Source organism: Kitasatospora sp. NPDC058162, from assembly GCF_042884005.1.
Lineage (GTDB): Bacteria > Actinomycetota > Actinomycetes > Streptomycetales > Streptomycetaceae > Kitasatospora.
The window spans coordinates 555,177-573,289 of the sequence record NZ_JBHVUS010000002.1; the positions used below are offsets into that span (position 1 = coordinate 555,177).

16 protein-coding genes are annotated in these 18,113 nt (G+C 74.2%); 6 read left to right on the forward strand and 10 right to left on the reverse strand.

Annotated elements, in window-relative coordinates; genetic code table 11:
* The first annotated feature begins 110 nt into the window (after window positions 1–110).
* From ACFVXG_RS05950 to ACFVXG_RS05960, 3 genes are read left to right on the forward strand one after another with little or no spacing between them, the layout of a single operon-like run.
* Window positions 111–1,397 carry a cobalamin biosynthesis protein CobG gene (locus ACFVXG_RS05950; protein ID WP_387924711.1) on the forward strand — a complete coding sequence of 429 codons (1,287 nt, stop codon included), beginning with the start codon at window positions 111–113 and terminating at the stop codon, window positions 1,395–1,397.
* Window positions 1,394–2,020 carry a precorrin-8X methylmutase gene (locus tag ACFVXG_RS05955; RefSeq protein ID WP_387924712.1) on the forward strand — a complete coding sequence of 209 codons (627 nt, stop codon included), beginning with the start codon at window positions 1,394–1,396 and terminating at the stop codon, window positions 2,018–2,020. Before ACFVXG_RS05950 ends, ACFVXG_RS05955 begins: the two co-directional genes overlap by 4 nt.
* Complete coding sequence (locus tag ACFVXG_RS05960; protein WP_387924714.1) at window positions 2,017–3,552, forward strand: precorrin-2 C(20)-methyltransferase; 1,536 nt, start codon at window positions 2,017–2,019, stop codon at window positions 3,550–3,552. The genes ACFVXG_RS05955 and ACFVXG_RS05960 overlap by 4 nt, the downstream gene beginning before the upstream one ends.
* 147 nt (window positions 3,553–3,699) lie before the next feature.
* Here the strand turns inward: ACFVXG_RS05960 and ACFVXG_RS05965 are convergent, their stop codons facing one another.
* On the reverse strand, window positions 3,700–5,439 hold the full coding sequence (locus tag ACFVXG_RS05965; RefSeq protein WP_387924716.1) for a TIGR03767 family metallophosphoesterase: 1,740 nt from the start codon (window positions 5,437–5,439) through the stop codon (window positions 3,700–3,702).
* Window positions 5,440–5,729: 290 nt separating this feature from the next.
* Here ACFVXG_RS05965 and ACFVXG_RS05970 point away from each other — a divergent pair, with 290 nt between their 5' ends.
* On the forward strand, window positions 5,730–6,947 hold the full coding sequence (locus ACFVXG_RS05970; RefSeq protein ID WP_387924717.1) for a cobalt-precorrin-5B (C(1))-methyltransferase: 1,218 nt from the start codon (window positions 5,730–5,732) through the stop codon (window positions 6,945–6,947).
* Between the two features lie 194 nt (window positions 6,948–7,141).
* On the forward strand, window positions 7,142–8,671 hold the full coding sequence (locus tag ACFVXG_RS05975; RefSeq protein ID WP_387924719.1) for a UDP-N-acetylglucosamine 1-carboxyvinyltransferase: 1,530 nt from the start codon (window positions 7,142–7,144) through the stop codon (window positions 8,669–8,671).
* Window positions 8,672–8,691: 20 nt separating this feature from the next.
* Here ACFVXG_RS05975 and ACFVXG_RS05980 read toward each other — a convergent pair whose 3' ends face one another.
* From ACFVXG_RS05980 to ACFVXG_RS06005, 6 genes are all read right to left on the reverse strand, one after another.
* Entirely contained in the window at window positions 8,692–9,216 is a 525-nt protein-coding gene (locus ACFVXG_RS05980; RefSeq protein WP_387924721.1) for a protein phosphatase, read from the reverse strand.
* Window positions 9,217–9,298: 82 nt separating this feature from the next.
* Window positions 9,299–9,802 (reverse strand): DinB family protein, encoded by a 504-nt coding sequence (locus ACFVXG_RS05985; protein ID WP_387924723.1) that lies wholly within the window; start codon window positions 9,800–9,802, stop codon window positions 9,299–9,301.
* 59 nt (window positions 9,803–9,861) lie between these two features.
* Window positions 9,862–10,629, reverse strand: a complete 768-nt coding sequence (locus ACFVXG_RS05990; RefSeq protein ID WP_387924725.1) for a cobalt-precorrin-6A reductase — start codon at window positions 10,627–10,629, stop codon at window positions 9,862–9,864.
* Window positions 10,626–11,387, reverse strand: a complete 762-nt coding sequence (gene cobM / locus ACFVXG_RS05995) for a precorrin-4 C(11)-methyltransferase (RefSeq protein ID WP_387924727.1) — start codon at window positions 11,385–11,387, stop codon at window positions 10,626–10,628. The genes ACFVXG_RS05990 and cobM overlap by 4 nt, the downstream gene beginning before the upstream one ends.
* Complete coding sequence (gene cbiE / locus ACFVXG_RS06000) at window positions 11,384–12,625, reverse strand: precorrin-6y C5,15-methyltransferase (decarboxylating) subunit CbiE (RefSeq protein WP_387924729.1); 1,242 nt, start codon at window positions 12,623–12,625, stop codon at window positions 11,384–11,386. The genes cobM and cbiE overlap by 4 nt, the downstream gene beginning before the upstream one ends.
* Window positions 12,626–12,794: 169 nt before the next feature.
* Entirely contained in the window at window positions 12,795–13,259 is a 465-nt protein-coding gene (locus ACFVXG_RS06005; RefSeq protein WP_387924731.1) for a gamma-glutamylcyclotransferase family protein, read from the reverse strand.
* Between the two features lie 134 nt (window positions 13,260–13,393).
* On the opposite strand from ACFVXG_RS06005, the gene ACFVXG_RS06010 reads away from it, so the two are divergent.
* Window positions 13,394–14,467, forward strand: coding sequence for an EamA family transporter (locus ACFVXG_RS06010; RefSeq protein ID WP_387924733.1), 1,074 nt, complete (start codon window positions 13,394–13,396; stop codon window positions 14,465–14,467).
* A 57-nt stretch (window positions 14,468–14,524) separates the two neighbouring features.
* On the opposite strand, the gene ACFVXG_RS06015 is transcribed toward ACFVXG_RS06010, so the two are convergent.
* The 3 genes from ACFVXG_RS06015 to ACFVXG_RS06025 form a co-directional block, all read right to left on the reverse strand.
* Window positions 14,525–15,088, reverse strand: a complete 564-nt coding sequence (locus ACFVXG_RS06015) for an EF-hand domain-containing protein (protein ID WP_387924735.1) — start codon at window positions 15,086–15,088, stop codon at window positions 14,525–14,527.
* 191 nt (window positions 15,089–15,279) lie between these two features.
* On the reverse strand, window positions 15,280–16,986 hold the full coding sequence (locus ACFVXG_RS06020) for a dipeptide ABC transporter ATP-binding protein (RefSeq protein ID WP_387924737.1): 1,707 nt from the start codon (window positions 16,984–16,986) through the stop codon (window positions 15,280–15,282).
* A 47-nt stretch (window positions 16,987–17,033) separates the two neighbouring features.
* The gene (locus ACFVXG_RS06025) at window positions 17,034–18,026 is read right to left on the reverse strand and encodes an ABC transporter permease (protein ID WP_387924739.1); all 993 of its coding nucleotides are present in this window, start codon (window positions 18,024–18,026) and stop codon (window positions 17,034–17,036) included.
* Between the last annotated feature and the right edge of the window lie 87 nt (window positions 18,027–18,113).

Below are 18,113 nucleotides of genomic sequence, written 5' to 3' on the forward strand. Positions count from 1 at the left end.
GCACGGTGCTCACGGGTGCCGGACGGGGGCCCGGGCGGGCCGCCGCCGTGCTGCCGGACGTGCTGCGGGGTGTGATGCAACGGACGGAGGCAAGCGATCGGATCATCTGTATGCTCGCCGCCATGCCACCGACACCCGACGCCACCGCGCCGGGCGCCGCCGTGCCCGACCGGGGGCGCGCCGACGCCTGCCCCGGCGCGCTCCGCCTGCACACCGCCGACGACGGCGGGCTCGCCCGGGTCCGGCTGCCCGGCGGACTGCTGACGGACCGTCAGGCGCTGGCCCTGGTCGAGGCCGCAGAAGCCCTGGGCGACGGGGAGTTGGAGACCACCTCGCGCGGCAACGTCCAACTCCGCGGCCTGGCGCCGGACTGCGGGGCCGAACTCGCCGACCGGCTGCGCGCCGTCGGACTGCTGCCCTCGGACACCCACGAGCGGGTGCGCAACATCGTCGCCTCGCCGCTGGCCGGGCTGGACGCGGCCGGGACCGCCGATGTGCAGGCCTGGGTACGGGAGCTGGACGCACGGCTGTGCGCGAGCGACTGGGCGGCCGGGCTCTCCGGCAAGTTCCTGTTCGCGCTGGACGACGGGCGGGGCGACGTCGCCGCGCTCGACGCCGATGTGACATTGATCGCAGCCTCGCGCGGCCCCGCCCTGCTGCGGCTCGGCCGGGCCGACCACGGGCATCCGGTCGAGGCCGGGCGGGAGGTGACGGCCGTGCTGGACGCGGCCCGCGCCTTCCTGGACGCGCTGCGCGGCGCCGGCCGCGCGGCCTGGCACCTGCGCGAGGTGCCCGAACTGCTGCCGGCCGGCACCGTACCGCTGCCCGGGTTCGCCGGGACCGCCGTCGCCGCCCCGGTCGGGGCGCTGCCCGGCGGGCTCTCGGTGGGCCTGCGGTTCGGGCGGGCGAGCGCCGCGCAGTGGCGCGCGCTGGTCGCCGCCTCGGCCGGCGAGCTGCGGCTGACCCCCTGGCGGGGCGCGGTGCTGCCCGGTGCGCCGGCCGACCGGCTGCCCGCGCTGGCGGCGGCCGGGTTCCGGACCGAGCCCGGCTCGGCCTGGGAGCGGGCCACCGCCTGCACCGGGCTGCCGGGCTGCGCCAAGTCGCTGGCCGACGTACGGGCCGACGCGGCCCGGGCGTTGGATGCCGTGGCGTTGGATGCCGTGGCGCTGGACGGCGGGGCGTGGGGCGGCGGACTGCCCGTCCACTGGTCGGGTTGCGAACGCCGCTGCGGCCACCCGGCCGGGCAGTGGGTGGACGTGCTCGCCACGGGGCAGGGCTACCGGGTGACGGTGAACGGGCCGGCCACGACCGCGGGCACCCCCGCGGGCGTTCCGGTGGACGTGACGAACGAGGAGATGGCCGCGGCGGTCGTCGAGGCCAGGAGGACCACGAAGTGATCGAGTACGAGAAGGACGGCGCGTCCATCTACCGCCAGTCCTTTGCCACCATCCGCGCGGAGGCCGATCTGGCGGCCCTGCCGGCGGACGTCTCCCAGGTCGCGGTGCGGATGATCCACGCCTGCGGGATGACCGATCTGGTCGAGGACCTGGTGTACTCGCCCGGCGTGGTCGCCTCGGCGCGCGCTGCGCTGCGCGCCGGTGCGCCGATCCTGTGCGACGTCAACATGGTGGCGAGCGGGGTCACCCGCAAGCGGCTGCCCGCCGACAACGAGGTGGTCTGCACCCTCACCGACCCCTCGGTGCCCGAGCTGGCCCGCGCCATGGGCAACACCCGCAGCGCGGCGGCCATGGAGCTGTGGCTGCCCCGGCTGGAGGGTGCGGTGGTGGCCGTCGGCAACGCGCCGACCTCGCTGTTCCGGCTGCTGGAGATGATCGAGGCGGGCGCACCGCGCCCGGCCGCGGTGATCGGCGTGCCGGTCGGCTTCATCGGCGCCGCCGAGTCCAAGCAGGCGCTGGCCGAACACCCCTCCGGTCTGGAGCACTTGGTGGTGCGCGGCCGACGCGGCGGCAGCGCGATGGCCGCCGCCGCCATCAACGCGATTGCGAGCGAAGAAGAGTGACGGACCGTCAGATCGCTTCCGCCGGACCCGAGGGGACCGGCCGACTGTACGGCGTCGGGCTCGGCCCGGGCGACCCCTCGCTGGTGACCGTCCGCGCGGCCGAACTCATCGGCAAGGCCGACGTGGTGGCCTACCACAGCGCCCGGCACGGCCGCTCCATCGCGCGCTCGATCGCGGAGCGCTACCTGACGGGTGGTCAGATCGAGGAGAAGCTGGTCTACCCGCTCACCGTCGAGACCACCGACCACCCCGGCGGCTACCGGGGCGCGCTGGACGAGTTCTACGAGGAGGCCGCCGCCCGGCTGGCCGCCCACCTGGACGCCGGGCGCGACGTCGTCGTCCTGGCCGAGGGCGACCCGCTGTTCTACGGCTCCTACCAGCACATGCACAAGCGCCTCGCGCACCGCTACCCGACCGAGGTGGTGCCCGGCGTGACCTCGGTCAGCGCGGCCGCCGCCCGGCTCGGGCAGCCGCTGACCGAGGCCGAGGAGACCCTCACCGTCATCCCGGGCACGCTGCCCGAGGAGGAGCTCACGGCGCGGATCGCCTCCGCCGACTCCGCGGTGATCATGAAGCTGGGCCGCACCTTCCCGACCGTCCGGCGGGCGCTGGAGCGGGCGGGCCGGCTGGAGGACGCCCAGTACGTCGAGCGCGCCTTCATGGAGGGGGAGCGGATCGCCCCGCTCGCCGAGATCGACGGGGAGAGCGTCCCCTACTTCTCCGTCGCGGTGCTGCCGAGCAAGGTCGCGCCGCTGGAGCCGACCGTACGGCTCTCGGACGGCGTGGGCAGCGTGACCGTGGTCGGCACCGGGCCGGCCGGTCCGCTCTGGCTCACCCCCGAGGCGCGCGGCGCCCTGGCCGAGGCCACTGACCTGGTCGGCTACACCACCTACCTGGACCGGGTGCCCGAGCGGCCGGGGCAGCGGCGGCACGGCTCGGACAACAAGGTCGAGTCGGAGCGCGCCGAGTACGCCCTGGACCTCGCCCGGCGCGGGCACCGGGTCTGCGTGGTCTCCTCGGGCGACCCGGGCGTGTTCGCGATGGCCACCGCCGTGCTGGAGGTCGCCTGCGAAGCGGACTACCGGGACGTGCCGGTGCGGATCGTCCCCGGGATGACCGCCGCGCACGCGGCCGCCTCCCGGGCCGGCGCCCCGCTCGGGCACGACTACGCGGTGGTCTCGCTGTCGGACCGGCTCAAGCCCTGGGACGTGGTGGCGAAGCGGCTGCGCGCCGCGGCCGAGGCGGACCTGGTGCTCGCGCTGTACAACCCGGGCTCGAAGTCCCGCACCACCCAGGTCGGCCTGACCCGGGACCTGCTGCTGGAGTACCGGGCGCCGGAGACCCCGGTGGTGATGGCCCGCGACGTCGGCGGGCCGACCGAGCGGATCCGGATCGTCCGGCTGGGCGAGCTGGACCCGGCGCTGGTCGACATGCGGACCATCCTGCTGATCGGCTCCTCGCAGACCCAGGCGGTCGAGCGGGGCGGCGAGGTGGAGGTCGTCTGGACGCCCCGGCGGTACCCGGAGGCGTGACGGTCGACGGCTGACCGCCGACAGGTGTCGGCGAACAGATGACAGCGAGCAGATAACAGATAACAGCTGACAGATGATGAAATCTGTCAGCTGTTATCTGTCATTCGTCAGCTGTCATCCGTCATCCGTCGCCCCGCCCGCCGACCGTCACCGGGTCGGCTTGGTGATGAGCAGCTCGGTGTTGTGGTCCTCCCCGGCGCCCAGCAGGGCCGAGACCCGGCCGTTGGGATCGTTGTACGCCAACTCGCGGTACAGCGAGGCCAGGTTGGTGTCCGAGGTGCTGCCGAAGTCCGTCGCGTACGGCGCGGAGGACTCGATCAGCGTGGTGAACAGCGACAGCGTGCCGTCCCCGTTGTCCGCGATCTCGATGATCCGCCCGTGCTGCGGGTAGTCGATGTGCGAGGCGGTGTTGATCTCCCAGAACGCCCGCTCCGGCACCGCGTGGCCGTGCGCCGTGATCTTGTTCATGTGGGTGTGTCCGTTCACCCAGCCGACCACGTTCGGGTAGCGCTGCAGCAGGGCGACCAGCTCGTTGCCGTCGTGCCGCTTCTCGAAGATGTTGCGCGGGTCGGGCAGCAGGTTGCCCATCGAGCCGCTGGTGTGGTGGCTGAACACCAGGATCAGCTCGTCGGTGCTGCCGCCGTTGACCCGGCTCCCGTTGGTGTCGTACCAGTGCCCACTGTGGTTCTTCAACTGCTGCTCCAGCCAGCGCAGTTGAGCGGTACCCAGCGAACCGTCGGCGAACCCGGCCTGGTTGGTGGTGTCCAGGCTGATGCCGAGGACCTTCTCCGAGATCCGGAAGGTGTAGTAGAGCTTGCCGCTGCTCACCATGTCCGAGGTGAAGCCGTGCCCGTACGGACCGGCGCCGGTGACGGCCGGGTCCAGGTGGGCCTTGGCGAACTGCTTGAGCGTGAACGGATGCCGGCGCTCGTCCGGGGTGATCCGGCGCACCGCGTCGCCGCTCGCGAGCAGCTTGCCGAGCAGCAGGACGGCGCCCGCCGGGTCGCGCCGCAGCGAGTCCATCAGCTGGGCGGCGGTCGCGTCGTCGCAGCCCTCCAGCTTGAGCCCGCCCGTGTAGAGCTCGTTGAGCAGCCCGAAGTCCGGCAGCGAGCCCTCGATGCTGTCGTCGTGGTTGCCGACCGTGGTGTACCAGGGGGTGTTCAGGCCCGGGGCGTCGAAGGGCCGGCCGGCCGCGGACAGGAAGCCGGGCACCTGCGGGAAGCCCTTCGCCTTGTAGACGTCGTCGTAGGCGAGTTCGGGGTTCCAGAAGGCCGAGTTGCCGGAGTTCTGCACACCCTCGTAGCGGGTCAGGTCACCGGTGTTCTGGGCCATCCGGCCACCGCCCATGACGGTGAGGTACCAGTCGAGTTCGGCCAGCTCGTGGTTGTCGGTGTTGTCACCGGTGGCCATCACCAGGCTGAACGGCATCCCGGTGTAGGGGCCGCCGTCGAGCGAGTTGACCCGCTCGACGAGGGCCGACACGCCGCGGGCGTTCAGGGCCTCCTGCGGCCGGTAGGCGCTGTCGTTGAACTTCGCCAGGAACTCGAAGCGCACCGGGGACTCGGTGTCCACCAGGTGCAGGTCGCTGAACTGGACGAAGCTGGCCAGCCCGGTCCGGCGGTCGTCCCGGCCGGAGCCCGGCGCCGCGAGGTCCCCGCGCACCACCAGCGGCCATCCCGGCCCGGCCGCCAGGCGCTTGTAGGAACCGGTGCCGGTCGGCGTGGCCACCTGCTCCAAGGTGGTCCCGGCGACGTTGACGGCCCGCGCGGCCGTGGTCGCCAGGGCCTGCTCCCGGCCGGCGGCCGAGGCGAACTGCGCGCCGCCCAGGGACAGCGCCGACCAGGCGGCGGCCACCGAGGTGCCGGTCAGGAACGTGCGACGTCTCATGCCTGCCACAGAAACCCCCACATACTGGCGCCCCGGCCGGATGCCCCGGTCGCCGGGTCGCGTCATGAACCCGCTAAATAACGGAGCGACAGATTACTCGCTGGTAGTCGCACGGAGCGAGACCCGTGCGAAGAACAGTTCGAGAACGCCGGGAGGCTCCCCGCTCCCGCCGAGGCCAGCCGCGCGCCCCCGCCCCGGCCGCCGCGCGGCCGGGTCGATGGGGGAGAATCGGCTGGTCCGGCCGGGGTGGCCGGGGCGGGCGTGATCGGAAGTGCGGAAGCGAGGCGCAGGTGGCCGCAGCGGGAGCCGGGGCGGGAGGCCGGGCCGGCCAGCTGAGGAGCAGCGGCCTGCGGCACGGTTGGACGACGGGCGCCTGCGCCACCGCCGCCACCAAGGCCGCGTACACGGCGCTGCTCACCGGCGAGTTCCCGGACCCGGTGACCGTCACCCTCCCCAAGGGCCAGCAGCCCGCCTTCGCCCTCGCCGCCGAGGAGCTGATCGCTGCCGAGGAGCTGATCGTCACCGGGGAGTCGACCGCCGCGGAGTCGACCGTCGCCGGGAAGCCCGGGGAGTCGATTGCCGAGAAGCCGGCCGCCGCCATGGCCGGGGTGGTCAAGGATGCCGGGGACGACCCCGACGTGACCCACGGCGCCCTGATCCGCGCGACCGTGCGGCTCGGCGAACCGGGTGCCGGCGTGGTGTTCCGGGCCGGCCCCGGGGTCGGCACGGTCACCAAGGCCGGCCTGCCGCTGGCGGTCGGCGAGCCCGCGATCAACCCGGTGCCCCGGCAGATGATCCGCGACGCCGTGGCCGAGGTGGCGGCGGCGCACGGCGGCGGCGGGGACGTGGTGGTCGAGGTCTCGGTCGACCACGGCGCGGAGATCGCCCGCTCGACCTGGAACCCCCGGCTCGGCATCCTCGGCGGGCTGTCCATCCTCGGCACCACCGGGATCGTCGTCCCCTACTCCTGCTCGGCCTGGATCGACTCGATCCGCCGCGGCGTGGACGTGGCGCGGGCGGCCGGGCGCACCCATGTGGCGGGCTGCACGGGTTCGACCTCGGAGAAGGTCGCGGTCGCGGTGCATGGACTGCCCGAGGACGCGCTGCTCGACATGGGCGACTTCGCCGGGGCCGTCCTCAAGTACCTCAAGCGCCACCCGGTGCCGCGGCTGACCATCGCGGGCGGCTTCGCCAAGCTGTCCAAGCTCGCCCACGGGCACCTCGACCTGCACTCGGCGCGCTCCCAGGTGGACAAGGGCTACCTGGCCGAACTGGCCCGGCGGGGCGGGGCGGACGAGGGGCTGGCCGCGGCGGTGGCGGCGGCCAACACCGGCCTGGAGGCGGTGCAGTTGTGCCGGGCGGCCGGGGTGCCGCTGGGGGACCTGGTCGCCGAGGCGGCCCGGGCGACGGCGCTCGGGGTGCTGCGCGGCTCGCCGGTCGCGGTGGACGTCATCTGCATCGACCGCGCGGGCACCGTCGTCGGCCGGGCGGAACCGCTCGGGGCCTGAGCGGCGTCAACTCGACCGGCTCACCGGTTGGCTCATCCGTTGGCTCACCCGTGCAGCGGAACCAGCGGAAGCTCAGAACTATCGTGCGGTGATGTGAAGATCCGCGACTCATACGGGGAGGGAAACGGACAAAAGTGACGCCGCGCCCGCTCTTGGTTCTGGTGCCATCTCAACCATGAGATATGGTCTGCCGAGTGACAGGCGACTACCTCACCCGTATCGGCACCCTCATCCGTACCGCGCGCCAGCACCGCGGCTGGTCCCAGGCGCAGCTCGGCGAGGCGCTCGGCACCAGCCAGAGCGCGGTCAACCGCATCGAGCAGGGCAAGCAGAACGTCAGCCTTGAGATGATCGCGCGCATCGGCGACGCCCTCAACAGCGAGATCGTCTCCCTCGGCTACTCCGGCCCGATGCACCTGCGGGTCACCGGCGGCACCCGCCTCTCCGGCGCCATCGAGGTCCGCAGCAGCAAGAACGCCTGCGTCGCGATCCTCTGCGCCTCGCTGCTGACCACCGGCCGCACCACGATCCGCAGCGTCGCCCGGATCGAGGAGGTCTACCGGATCCTCGAGGTGCTCACCAGCATCGGCGTCAAGAGCCGCTGGCTGAACGACGGTCGCGACCTCGAACTCACCCCGCCGGCCGAGCTCGACCTCGCCGCGATGGACGTCGAGGCCGCCCGCCGCACCCGCAGCGTGCTGATGTTCCTCGGCCCGCTGATGCACCGCGCCCAGCGCTTCGCCATCCCGTACGCCGGCGGCTGCGACCTCGGCACCCGCACCGTCCAGCCGCACCTGACCGCGCTGCGCCGCTTCGGCCTGGAGGTCGCCACCACCGGCGGCGCCTACCACGCCTCGGTCGAGCCGGGCACCCCGCTGGACCGTCCGATCGTGCTGACCGAGCGCGGGGACACCGTCACCGAGAACGCCCTGCTGGCCGCCGCGCGGCACGACGGCGTCAGTGTCATCCGCAACGCCTCGCCCAACTACATGGTCCAGGACCTCTGCTTCTTCCTGGAGAAGCTGGGCGTCCGGATCGAGGGCATCGGCACCACCACCCTCACCGTCCACGGCGTCCCGCAGATCACCTGCGACGTCGACTACACCCCCGCCGAGGACCCGGTGGAGGCGATGAGCCTGCTCGCCGCCGCCGTCGTCACCTCCTCCGAGCTGACGATCCGCCGGGTGCCGATCGAGTTCCTGGAGATCGAGCTCGCGGTGCTGGAGGGCATGGGCCTCGACTACGACCGGACCCCGGAGTACCGGGCCCACAACGGCCACACCCGGCTGGTCGACCTCACTGTGCGCCCCTCCAAGCTGACCGCGCCGATCGACACCATCCACCCGATGCCGTTCCCCGGCATCAACATCGACAACGTGCCGTTCTTCGCCGCCATCGCCGCGGCCGCGCACGGCACCACGATGATCCACGACTGGGTCTACGACAACCGCGCGATCTACCTCACCGAGCTGACCCGGCTCGGCGCGGACGTCAAGCTGCTCGACCCGCACCGCGTGCTGGTCCAGGGCCCGACCCGCTGGCGCGCCGCCGAGATGATGTGTCCGCCCGCGCTGCGCCCGGCCGTGGTCATCCTGCTCGCGATGCTCGCCGCCCAGGGCACCTCCGTCCTGCGCAACGTCTACGTCATCAACCGCGGTTACGAGGACCTCGCCGAGCGCCTCAACTCGATCGGCGCCCAGATCGAGACCTTCCGCGACATCTGACGGTCAGATCTGACGGCCAGTCACCCTGCTGACCGGTCCGGCTCGTTGAGACCGGTCAGCAGGATCGCCACGTCCAACCCGGTGTTCAGGTACTCCACGAACACCGGGTTGTTCAGTGCCCAGGGCGACCGCCGCTCCCGGACCACCCGGATCGCCCCGGCCGGGTCGTGCCCGAGGCCGACCAGCGCCTGCGCGGCCACCAGGCCCGAGCGGTTGTAGCCCGAGTGGCAGCGCACCAGCGTCCGGCGGCCCCGGCGCACGGCGGATGTGGTGAGCTCGGCCGCCTCCTGGACGGCGAGCAGCTGAGCGGCGGAGAGCCGGTCGTCCGGCACCTCCCGCACGAGGTGCTCCACCCGCGGCTCCGGGCCGTGCCCGGGGAGCGTGAACAGGCTCACCACCAGGTCGAACTCGCCCCGGACGACGGCGGGTTCCAGCTCCCCGCCGGGCGGGGTGTAGTAGTGCCCGCCCATCCAGAGCCCGGGGAAGACCTCGTTCCAGGGCTCGGAGGGCCCGGGGGTGTCGCGTTCCTTCTGGCGGGTTCGCATTGCGGCTCCCTGTAGCCCTGGCCCGTCCGGTTCCGTCCATCCGGTTCCGTCTGTCCGGTTCCGCCGGCCCGCCGCCGCGCGGCTACTCGCCGGTGGTGCCGTCGAGGTGCTCGCGCAGGAGGTCGGCGTGGCCGTTGTGGCGGGCGTACTCCTCGATCATGTGGGTGAGGATCCAGCGCAGCGAGAAGACCTCCTCGCCGTAGTGGCCCAGGACGTCCAACGACGGTGCGGCGGCGACGAGTTCCCGGGCGTGGTCGCACTCGCGGCGCCAGACCGCGAAGGCCTCCTCCGGGTCGGCGGTCTCGACGTCGAACTCGGCGAGGGAGCCGTCGGGGTGCTTCCAGAAGCCGGGCCTGGCCTCGCCGGCGAGGACGTTGCGGAACCAGCTGCGCTCCACCTCGGCGAGGTGGCGGACCAGCCCGAGCAGGGAGAGTCCGGAGGGCTCCAGCACCCGGGTGCGCAGCTGTTCGGCGCTGAGGCCGGCACACTTCAGCGCCAGGGTGTCGCGCTGGTGGTCCAGGAAGCTGGCCAGGCTGGCCCGCTCGTCGGCGGTTCGTAGCGTTTCGGTGCGCTGATCATCGGTCATCGGGCCATCGTGCCGGGCGCTCGGCGCGGCCGGCCCGCAATTCCACTGGGTGGACGCGGCTACGGCAACTGCTCCAGCCAGCGCACCGCGCCCGCCACGTCCGGTGCGACCGGCAGGCCCTCCGGTACCGGCGGGCGCTCCACCACGACCACCGGCAGCCCGAGTTCACGGGCGGCGGTGAGCTTGGGCGCGGTCGCGGCGCCACCGCTGTCCTTGGTGACGACCACGTCGATCCGGTGCTCGCGCAGCAGCGCCCGCTCGCCGTCGAGGGTGAACGGGCCGCGGTCCAGCAGGACTTCGAGCGAGGGCGGCAGCGGCGGCTCCGGCGGGTCCACCGAGCGGGCCAGGAAGTGCAGCCCGTCCAGGTGGGCGAAGGCGGCGATGCCCTGCCGGCCGGAGCTGAGGAAGACCCGCCGGCCGAGCCCCGGCAGCAGCTCGGCGGCGGCCGCCAGCGAGGGGACGGGGTGCCAACGGTCCCCGGGGATGGGCGCGAAGCCGGGGCGGCGCAGCACCAGCAGCGGCACACCGGTGGCGGCGGCCGCGAGGGCGGCGTTGTGCGACATCCCGGCGGCGAAGGGGTGGGTTGCGTCGACCACGGCGTCCACCGCTTCGGCGCGCAGCCAGTCGGCCAGCCCGTCCGGTCCGCCGAAGCCGCCGATCCGCACCTCCCCGACGGGCAGCCGGGGTTGCGCGACCCGCCCGGCCAGCGAGCTGGTGACCCGCAGGCCCGGCCGGCCGTCCAGCGCGGCGGCCAGCGTCCGCCCCTCGGTCGTCCCGCCGAGGATCAGCACGTGGGCGGGGGTGCGAGTACGGCCGTCGGGGGTCATGCGCCGCAGGGCTCGTGCGGCCGCTCGCGGTCCGCCGAGTAGAGGTGGCTGTCGCGGAACTGCTCGGCGGCGAGCGTGCGGCCGACGAGGATGACGGCGGTGCGCACCACGCCCGCCTCCTTGACCTGCCCGGCGATGTCGGCCAGCGTGCCGCGCAGCACCAGCTCGTCGGGGCGGCTGGCCATCGCGACCACGGCGGTCGGGCAGTCGGCGCCGTAGTGCGGGAGCAGCTGCTCGACCACGTCGTCCACGTAGCCGGCGGCCAGGTGCAGCACCAGCAGGGCGCCGCTGCGGCCGAGGGTGGCGAGGTCCTCGCCCTCCGGCATCGGGGTGGCGCGCTTGGCGATCCGGGTGAGGATGACGGTCTGGCCGACGGTCGGCACCGTCAACTCCCGCTTGAGCGCGGCCGCGGCGGCGGCGAAGGCCGGCACCCCGGGGACCACCTCGTACGGCACGCCGGCCGCGTCCAGTCGGCGCATCTGCTCGGCGACGGCGGAGAAGACGGACGGGTCGCCGGAGTGCAGCCGGGCCACGTCCCGGCCCGCCTCGTGCGCGGCGACCAGCTCGGCGATGATCTGGTCCAGGTTGAGCTGGGCGGTGTCGACCAGGCGGGCGCCGGGCGGGCACTCGTCCAGCAGCTCGCGCGGGACGAGGCTGCCGGCGTAGAGGCAGACCTCGGCGCGGGCCAGGACGCGCTGGCCGCGCAGGGTGATCAGGTCGGCGGCGCCCGGGCCGGCTCCGATGAAGTAGACGGTCACGAGGCGTCCTCCTGGGGGGTTTCGGGCTTGACGGCGGACCACTGGGTGACCGGCATGGCCTGCCGCCACCCGGTGAAGCCGCCGACCGGGACGGCGTGGGCGACGGCCAGTTTGACCAACTCGCCGCCGTGGCGCCGGTACCACTCGGTGAGCAGCGCCTCGGACTCCAGCGTCACGGTGTTGGCGACCAGCCGGCCACCGGGGCGCAGGGCGGCCCAGCAACTGTCCAGCAGGCCGGGGGCGGTGAGGCCGCCGCCGATGAACACGGCGTCGGGGACGGGGAGTTCGGCGAGTGCCGCGGGGGCGCGGCCGGTCACCACCCGGAGCCGGGGCACACCCAGCGCGGCGGCGTTGTGCTCGATCCGCTCGGCCCGGACCGGGTCGCGCTCGATGCTGACGGCCCGGCAGTCGCGGTGGGCGCGCAGCCACTCGATGGCGATCGAGCCGGAGCCGCCGCCGACGTCCCAGAGCAGTTCGCCGGGGGAGGGGGCGAGGGCGGCCAGGGTGGCGGCGCGGACGTGCCGCTTGGTGAGCTGGCCGTCGCTCGCGTACGCGGTGTCGGGCAGGCCGGGGACGAGCGAGCTGCGCGGACCGTCGCCGAGTTCGACGGCGATGAGGTTCAGCGGGTCGCCGGGCGGGTGCGGCCAGTCGTCGGCGCGGCCGTCGAGCTCCCGCTCGCGGGCGTCGTCGCCGAGCTGCTCCAGCACGCGCAGCCGGGCGGTGCCGAAGCCGCGCTCGGTGAGCAGCGCGGCGACGGTGGCCGGGGTGGCGGCGTCGGCGCTGAGCACCAGCAGGCGGCGGCCGGGGTGGAGGGCGAGCGCGAGGGTGGCCGGCGGCCGGCCGACCAGGCTGACCACCTCGGTGGCCTCCAGCGGCCAGCCGAGCCGGGCGCAGGCGTAGGAGACGGAGGAGGGGTGCGGCAGGACGCGCAGCCGTTCGGCGCCGACGACCTCGGCGAGGGTGCGGCCGATGCCGAAGAACATCGGGTCGCCGCTGGCCAGCACGGCGATGCGGCGCCCGGCGTGCTCGGCGAGCAGCCCGGGGACGGCCGGGCGCAGCGGGGACGGCCAGGGGAGGCGCTCGGCGGGGACGGCGTCCCGGGGGAGCAGTTCCAGCTGCCGGGGGCCACCGATGACGACCTCGGCGGACTGCAGCGCGGCCCGGGAGGCGGCGGCGAGTCCGGGCCAGCCGTCGGCCCCGATCCCGACGACGGTGATCGGAGGGGGCAGCTCGGGCACCGGGTGGCTCCTCGTCGTTCGTTCCTGCTGGCCGGGGCAGCCTACCTGGCGGTATCCGGGCGGGATCCGGCGAGGTGACGGGTTCTGGGCGGCGGGCCGCCGGCCGGCTGACAGGTTTCAACTTTCAGATTTCATCTTTCAACTTTCAATATCTGAAATCTGAAAGTTGTCAGCTGTCAGTTGTCAGCCCGCTCCGGTCGGCCCAGTCCCCCGAGGGGATCAGCGCGGGCTGGGCCCGCAGCCGCGCCTCTGCCGCCGGTCCGGCGAGGTAGACCCAGGCCTCGCACGGTTCGCCTGCCGCCGTCCGGACCGTCAGCCGGTGGCGTACGTACAGCCCCGTCCCGTCCGCCCGGCAGTCCTCCAGCCGGTCCAGTGCCGCCAGCGCCCCGGGGTACGCGCCGGGGCGGACGGTGACGAGCTCGCCCACGATCCGGCGCCCGGGCGCCGGGTCCGGCACCGCGTACGGGTACCCCGGTCCGTCGTGCAGGGCGGCGCCCTCCAGCACCGCCGGACGGATTCCGGCGCAGCGTCCGGCCAGGTGGACGGCGTGGTTGCGGCCGCCGCTGCGCAGGGTGCCGTACACGAAGAACGGCAGCGCCGGCTCCACCGGCGGGGCCTGCTCGGGCGCGGACACGGGTTCGACCTCCTGGCTGCGGGGAGCGCCCACGGTACGTCGCGCCGACCGGTCCGTGGAACCGACTGGCGCGACAGGCCGTCGATGCGCTGTCATATCGGATGTTCGGCCAGCACCGTCCTAGGGGGACACAGATGACATCGCCCGCCTCCCCGTCACCGGCAACGACCCCCGGCAGCACCCCGGCCGGCCCCACCGGCGCGGCTCCCGCCACTCCCGCGCCCGGCACCCCCACTCCCGGGCCCGCCACCGCCCGGCTCTCCGGCGCCGTCTGGGCGGCCCTCGCGGTGGTCTACGTGGTCTGGGGCTCGACCTACCTCGCGATCCGGATCGTGGTCGAGACGATGCCCTCCTTCTTCTCCGCCGCCGCCCGCTTCCTCACCGCCGGTCTGCTGCTGGTCGGCTACCTGCTGATCCGCCAGGGCCCGGCCGGTCTGCGGGTGAGCCGCCGCCAGCTGGCCTCCGCGGGCCTGGTCGGCCTGCTGCTGCTGACCGGCGGTAACGGCCTGGTGGTGCTCGGCGAGACCTCCGTCCCCTCCGGACTGACCGCCCTGCTGGTGGCCGCCGTGCCGCTCTGGATGGTCGTGCTGACGGCCTTCGGCGGCGGGGAACGCCCGAAGCGCGCCGAGCTTGCCGGGGTGCTGCTCGGCCTGGTGGGCCTGGGCGTGCTGTCCGCCCCGGCGATCGGCGGGTCGATCGCGCCGCTCGGCGTGGTCCTGATCATCGGCGCCACGCTGAGCTGGGCGCTCGGCTCGTTCGCGAGCAAGAAGATCCCGATGCCGGGCAACGTGCTCGCCGCGAGCGCGTACCAGATGCTGGTCGGCGGCCTGTGCGACCTGCTGGTCGGGCTCGCGCGTGGTGAGCAGCACGGCTTCGACCCGGCGGCCGTCTCCGGCCGGTCCTGGCTGGCGCTCGCCTACCTGGTGCTGTTCGGCTCGCTGCTCGCCTTCACCGCGTACGCCTGGCTGCTGCGCTCGGCCCCGCTGACCCTGGTCGGCACCTACGCGTACGTGAATCCGGTGGTCGCGGTGCTGCTGGGCTGGCTGGTCCTGGCCGAGCCGCTGACCGGCTCGACCCTGGCGGGCGGGGCGATCGTGGTGGTCGGGGTCTGCCTGGTGGTGAGCGTCAGCCGGCGTCCGGCCGGGCAGCGCCCGGAGCGCCCGGAGCGCCCGGAGCGTCCCGTGAAGGAGCGGTCCGGGCGCGGCTGAGCCGGTCGGCGCGACGGGCTCGCCGCCCCGGTCGGCCGGGGCGGACCCGGCTGCCGGTCAGAGCGTGTGCGGCGGCTTCCCCGTCCACCAGTTCCCCGGCGCCTCCGGGTCGCGGCTGGTCCAGTACTCGATGATGGCGCCGGTGAACTCCTCGGCGGACAGCGTGCCGTCCCCGTCGAGGTCGAGGTGGCGGAAGGCCTCCTCGGCGTCGTCGCGGCAGAGTCCGGCGAAGTGGCCGCGCTGGAAGACGAAGAACTCGCCGGCGTCCACCGTCCCGCTGCGGTCGGCGTCGGCGACGGCGAGGAAGGACCCGGCCAGGGCGCCGAAGATCTCCCGGGCGGCCTCCGCGTCGTCGGCGAGGGTGGCGGTCGCGGCGACGAACTGCTCGCGGGTGATCGCCTCCGTCCCGGCGGGTTTTCCGGCGAGGTGCAGGTCGTGCCAGACCGTCAGGTAGGCGCGGACGATGACGGCCTCCGCCTCCGAGCCCTCCTGGTGGCCGAGCGAGCGGGCCACCGAGTGGCCCATCAGCACGTGGTCCCGCTCGGTGAGCAGCCCGTCCCCGTCGGCGTCGAGGTGGTCGAAACCGTGATTGATCTTCGCGATGAGCAGGTCGTCCGACAATGTGCCCCCTCCGGTGGCATCCGTGCGGCACGTCGAGTGACGGCACGTCGCCAGCACGCTAACGCCTGGAACCGCGCTCGCGCAGCCGAACGACAGCCGAACGCCGGCGCCCGCCGCCGCCCGGCTCAGTCCTCCTGCTGGTCGGCCCGGACGTACGTCTCCGGCGGCAGGTCCACCACCCCCGCCGGCCCTCAGTGCGCCGCAGCCAGCAGCTCCCGGGTGTACTCGGTGTGCGGCGCCGCGAACAGCCGCTCCCGGTCGGTCGACTCGACCAGCCGCCCCCGGTGCATCACCGCCACCCGGTCGCAGAAGTGCCGGACCACCGCGAGGTCGTGCGAGACGAACAGGAAGGCGACGCCGAGCCGTTCGCGCAGCTCCATCAGCAGGTTGAGCACCTGCGCCTGCACCGACACGTCGAGCGCCGAGACCGGCTCGTCCGCGATGATCAGGCGCGGCTCGGGCGCCAGCGCCCGGGCGATGCCGATCCGCTGCCGCTGCCCGCCGGAGAACTCGTGCGGGTAGCGGTCCAGGTACCCGGCGGGCAGCCCGACCTGCTCCAGCAGTTCGGCCGCGCGCTCCCGCCGCCGCGCCGCGTCCAGGGCGGTGTGCAGCCGCAGCGGGGTGTCGAGGGTCTGGGCGACGGTGCGGCGCGGGTTGAGCGAGGCGTACGGGTCCTGGAACACCAGCTGGATCTCCCGGCTGAGCCGGCGCCGCAGCTCCCGGTCCGGGCGGGTGACGTCCTGGCCGTCGTACCGCACCCGCCCGCCGGTGGGGCGCTGCAGTCCGGCCAGCACCCGGGAGGTGGTGGACTTGCCGGAGCCGGACTCGCCGACCAGTCCGACCGTCTCGCCCGGTGCGATCCGCAGGCTCAACCCCTCCACCGCCCGGACCGGCTCGGCCCGCAGCGAGGGGAGGCGCCGCCGCCCGGGGAAGTGCACGGAGAGGTCCGCCACCTCGACCAGCCACCGCTCGGGGTGTCCGACCGCCGCCGGCCGGGGTGCGAACCTCCGCGTCGGTGACGGATCGTCAACTGTCGGCAGGGCACTGCCCGGTACCGAGTCCAGTCGCAGCGCCGCGCCCACCAGGGCGCGGGTGTACGGCCGGCGCGGGGCGGCCAGCAGCTCGGCGGTCGGCGCGGACTCGACCTCGGCCCCGTCACGCAGCACCAGCGTGCGGTCCGTCGTCCCCGCGACCACGCCGAGGTCGTGGCTGACCAGCAGCACCGCCGTGCCGTGCTCGCGCTGCAACTCGCCCAGCAGGTCGAGGACCTGGCGCTGGACCCGGGCGTCCAGCGCGGTGGTCGGCTCGTCCGCGATCAGCAACTGCGGGTCGTTCATCAGCGCCATCGCGATCATCACCCGCTGCCGCATCCCGCCGGAGAACCGGTGCGGGTAGTCGCGCAGTCGGGTGGCCGGGATGCCGACCCGGTCGAGCATCGCCGCCGCCCGCCGACGGGCCTCGGCGCGCCCGGCCTCCGGGTGGTGCAGCCGGTACATCTCGGCGAGTTGGGCGCCGACGCCGTGGAAGGGGCTGAGCGAGGTGAGCGCGTCCTGGAAGACGAGGGCGGCCCGGCCGCCCCGCACCCCGCGCAGCACGGACTCCTCGGCGCCCACCAACTCCCGTCCGCCCAGCCGGATCGAGCCGCTGACGGTGGTGGTCCGCGGGTCGTGCAGGCCGAGCACGGCCAGTCCGACGGTGGACTTCCCGGAGCCGGACTCGCCGACCAGGCCGAGGACTTCACCCGCCGCGAGGTCGAAGGACAGGCCGCGGACGGCGGTCACCGGAGCGCCGCCGCGCGGGTCGGCGAACTCGACCGTCAGGTCCCGCACACTGAGCACCAGATCGGCAGCCAGCGGCTCGGCGGCCACCGCCCGGGCATCCGCCGTCTGGGCATCCACCGCACGACCTCCCCGGGGATCAAGAGACTTCATCGTTCCGGCTCCTCTCAGCCCAGCCTGATGCGCGGGTCGAGCCAGGCCACCGCCAGGTCCGCCAGCGCGACGAACAACACCACGAAGCAGGCGGCGAGCAGCACCGCGCCGACCACGGCCGGCAGGTCCTGCCCGGACACCGCCTGGGCGGCGAACCGCCCGACCCCGTTCAGGCCGAACACCGTCTCGGTGATCACCGCCCCGCCGAGCAGCACCCCGGCCTCCAGCCCGAGCAACTGCACCAGCGGACCGGCGGCCCCGCGCGAGGTGTACTTCAGGTGGGCGCGCAGCCGCCCCAGCCCCTTGCCGCGGGCCGTGCGGACGTACTCCTCGTTCATCGTCTCCAGCAGCTGGGAGCGTGAAAGCCGGGCGAAGACGGCCGAGTTGACGAAGCCGAGGACGAGCCAGGGGAGCAGCATCCCGCCCGCCCAGGCGGCCGGGTCCTCGCCCGGCGGGGTGTAGGAGGGCAGCGGCAGCAGGCCCGTCGAGTACACCAGCGCCCACTGCGCGAGGTAGCCGAGGAAGTAGATCTGCACGCTCGCGCCGACCAGGGTGAAGCCGGACAGCAGCCGGTCGGTGCGTCGGCCGTGCCGCAGCGCGGAGACGAATCCGGTGCCGAGGCCGAGGACCAGCAGCACGGCGAGCGCCCCGGCGGTCAGTGAGAAGGTGACCGGCAGGTGCTCGGCCAGCGCCTCGGTGACGGGCTGGTGCAGCCGGTAGGAGTAGCCGAGGCAGGGGGCCGCGCAGTGGATGACCGAGCCGTCCACGTCGTTGATGTCCCGCCCGGCGACGACGCCGACCAGGTAGTCGGTGTACTGGGTGAGCAGCGGCTGGTCCAGGCCCATGCTCTGGCGCACCGCCGCGATCTGCCCGCTGTCGCAGCGCGGGCCGCAGGCGGCCCGGGCCGGGTCGGCGGGCGCGGCGTAGAAGAGGGCGAAGGCGGCGGCGGAGACCGCGACCAGGACGCCGAGCGCCTGGAGGGTCCGCCGCAGGGCGAAGGAGAGCATGGCCGATCCGGGGTCGACGGGACGGGGACGGGGACGGGGCGGGGGCGGAACGGGGACGGGGACGGAGCGGGGGCGGGAGCCGGGGGC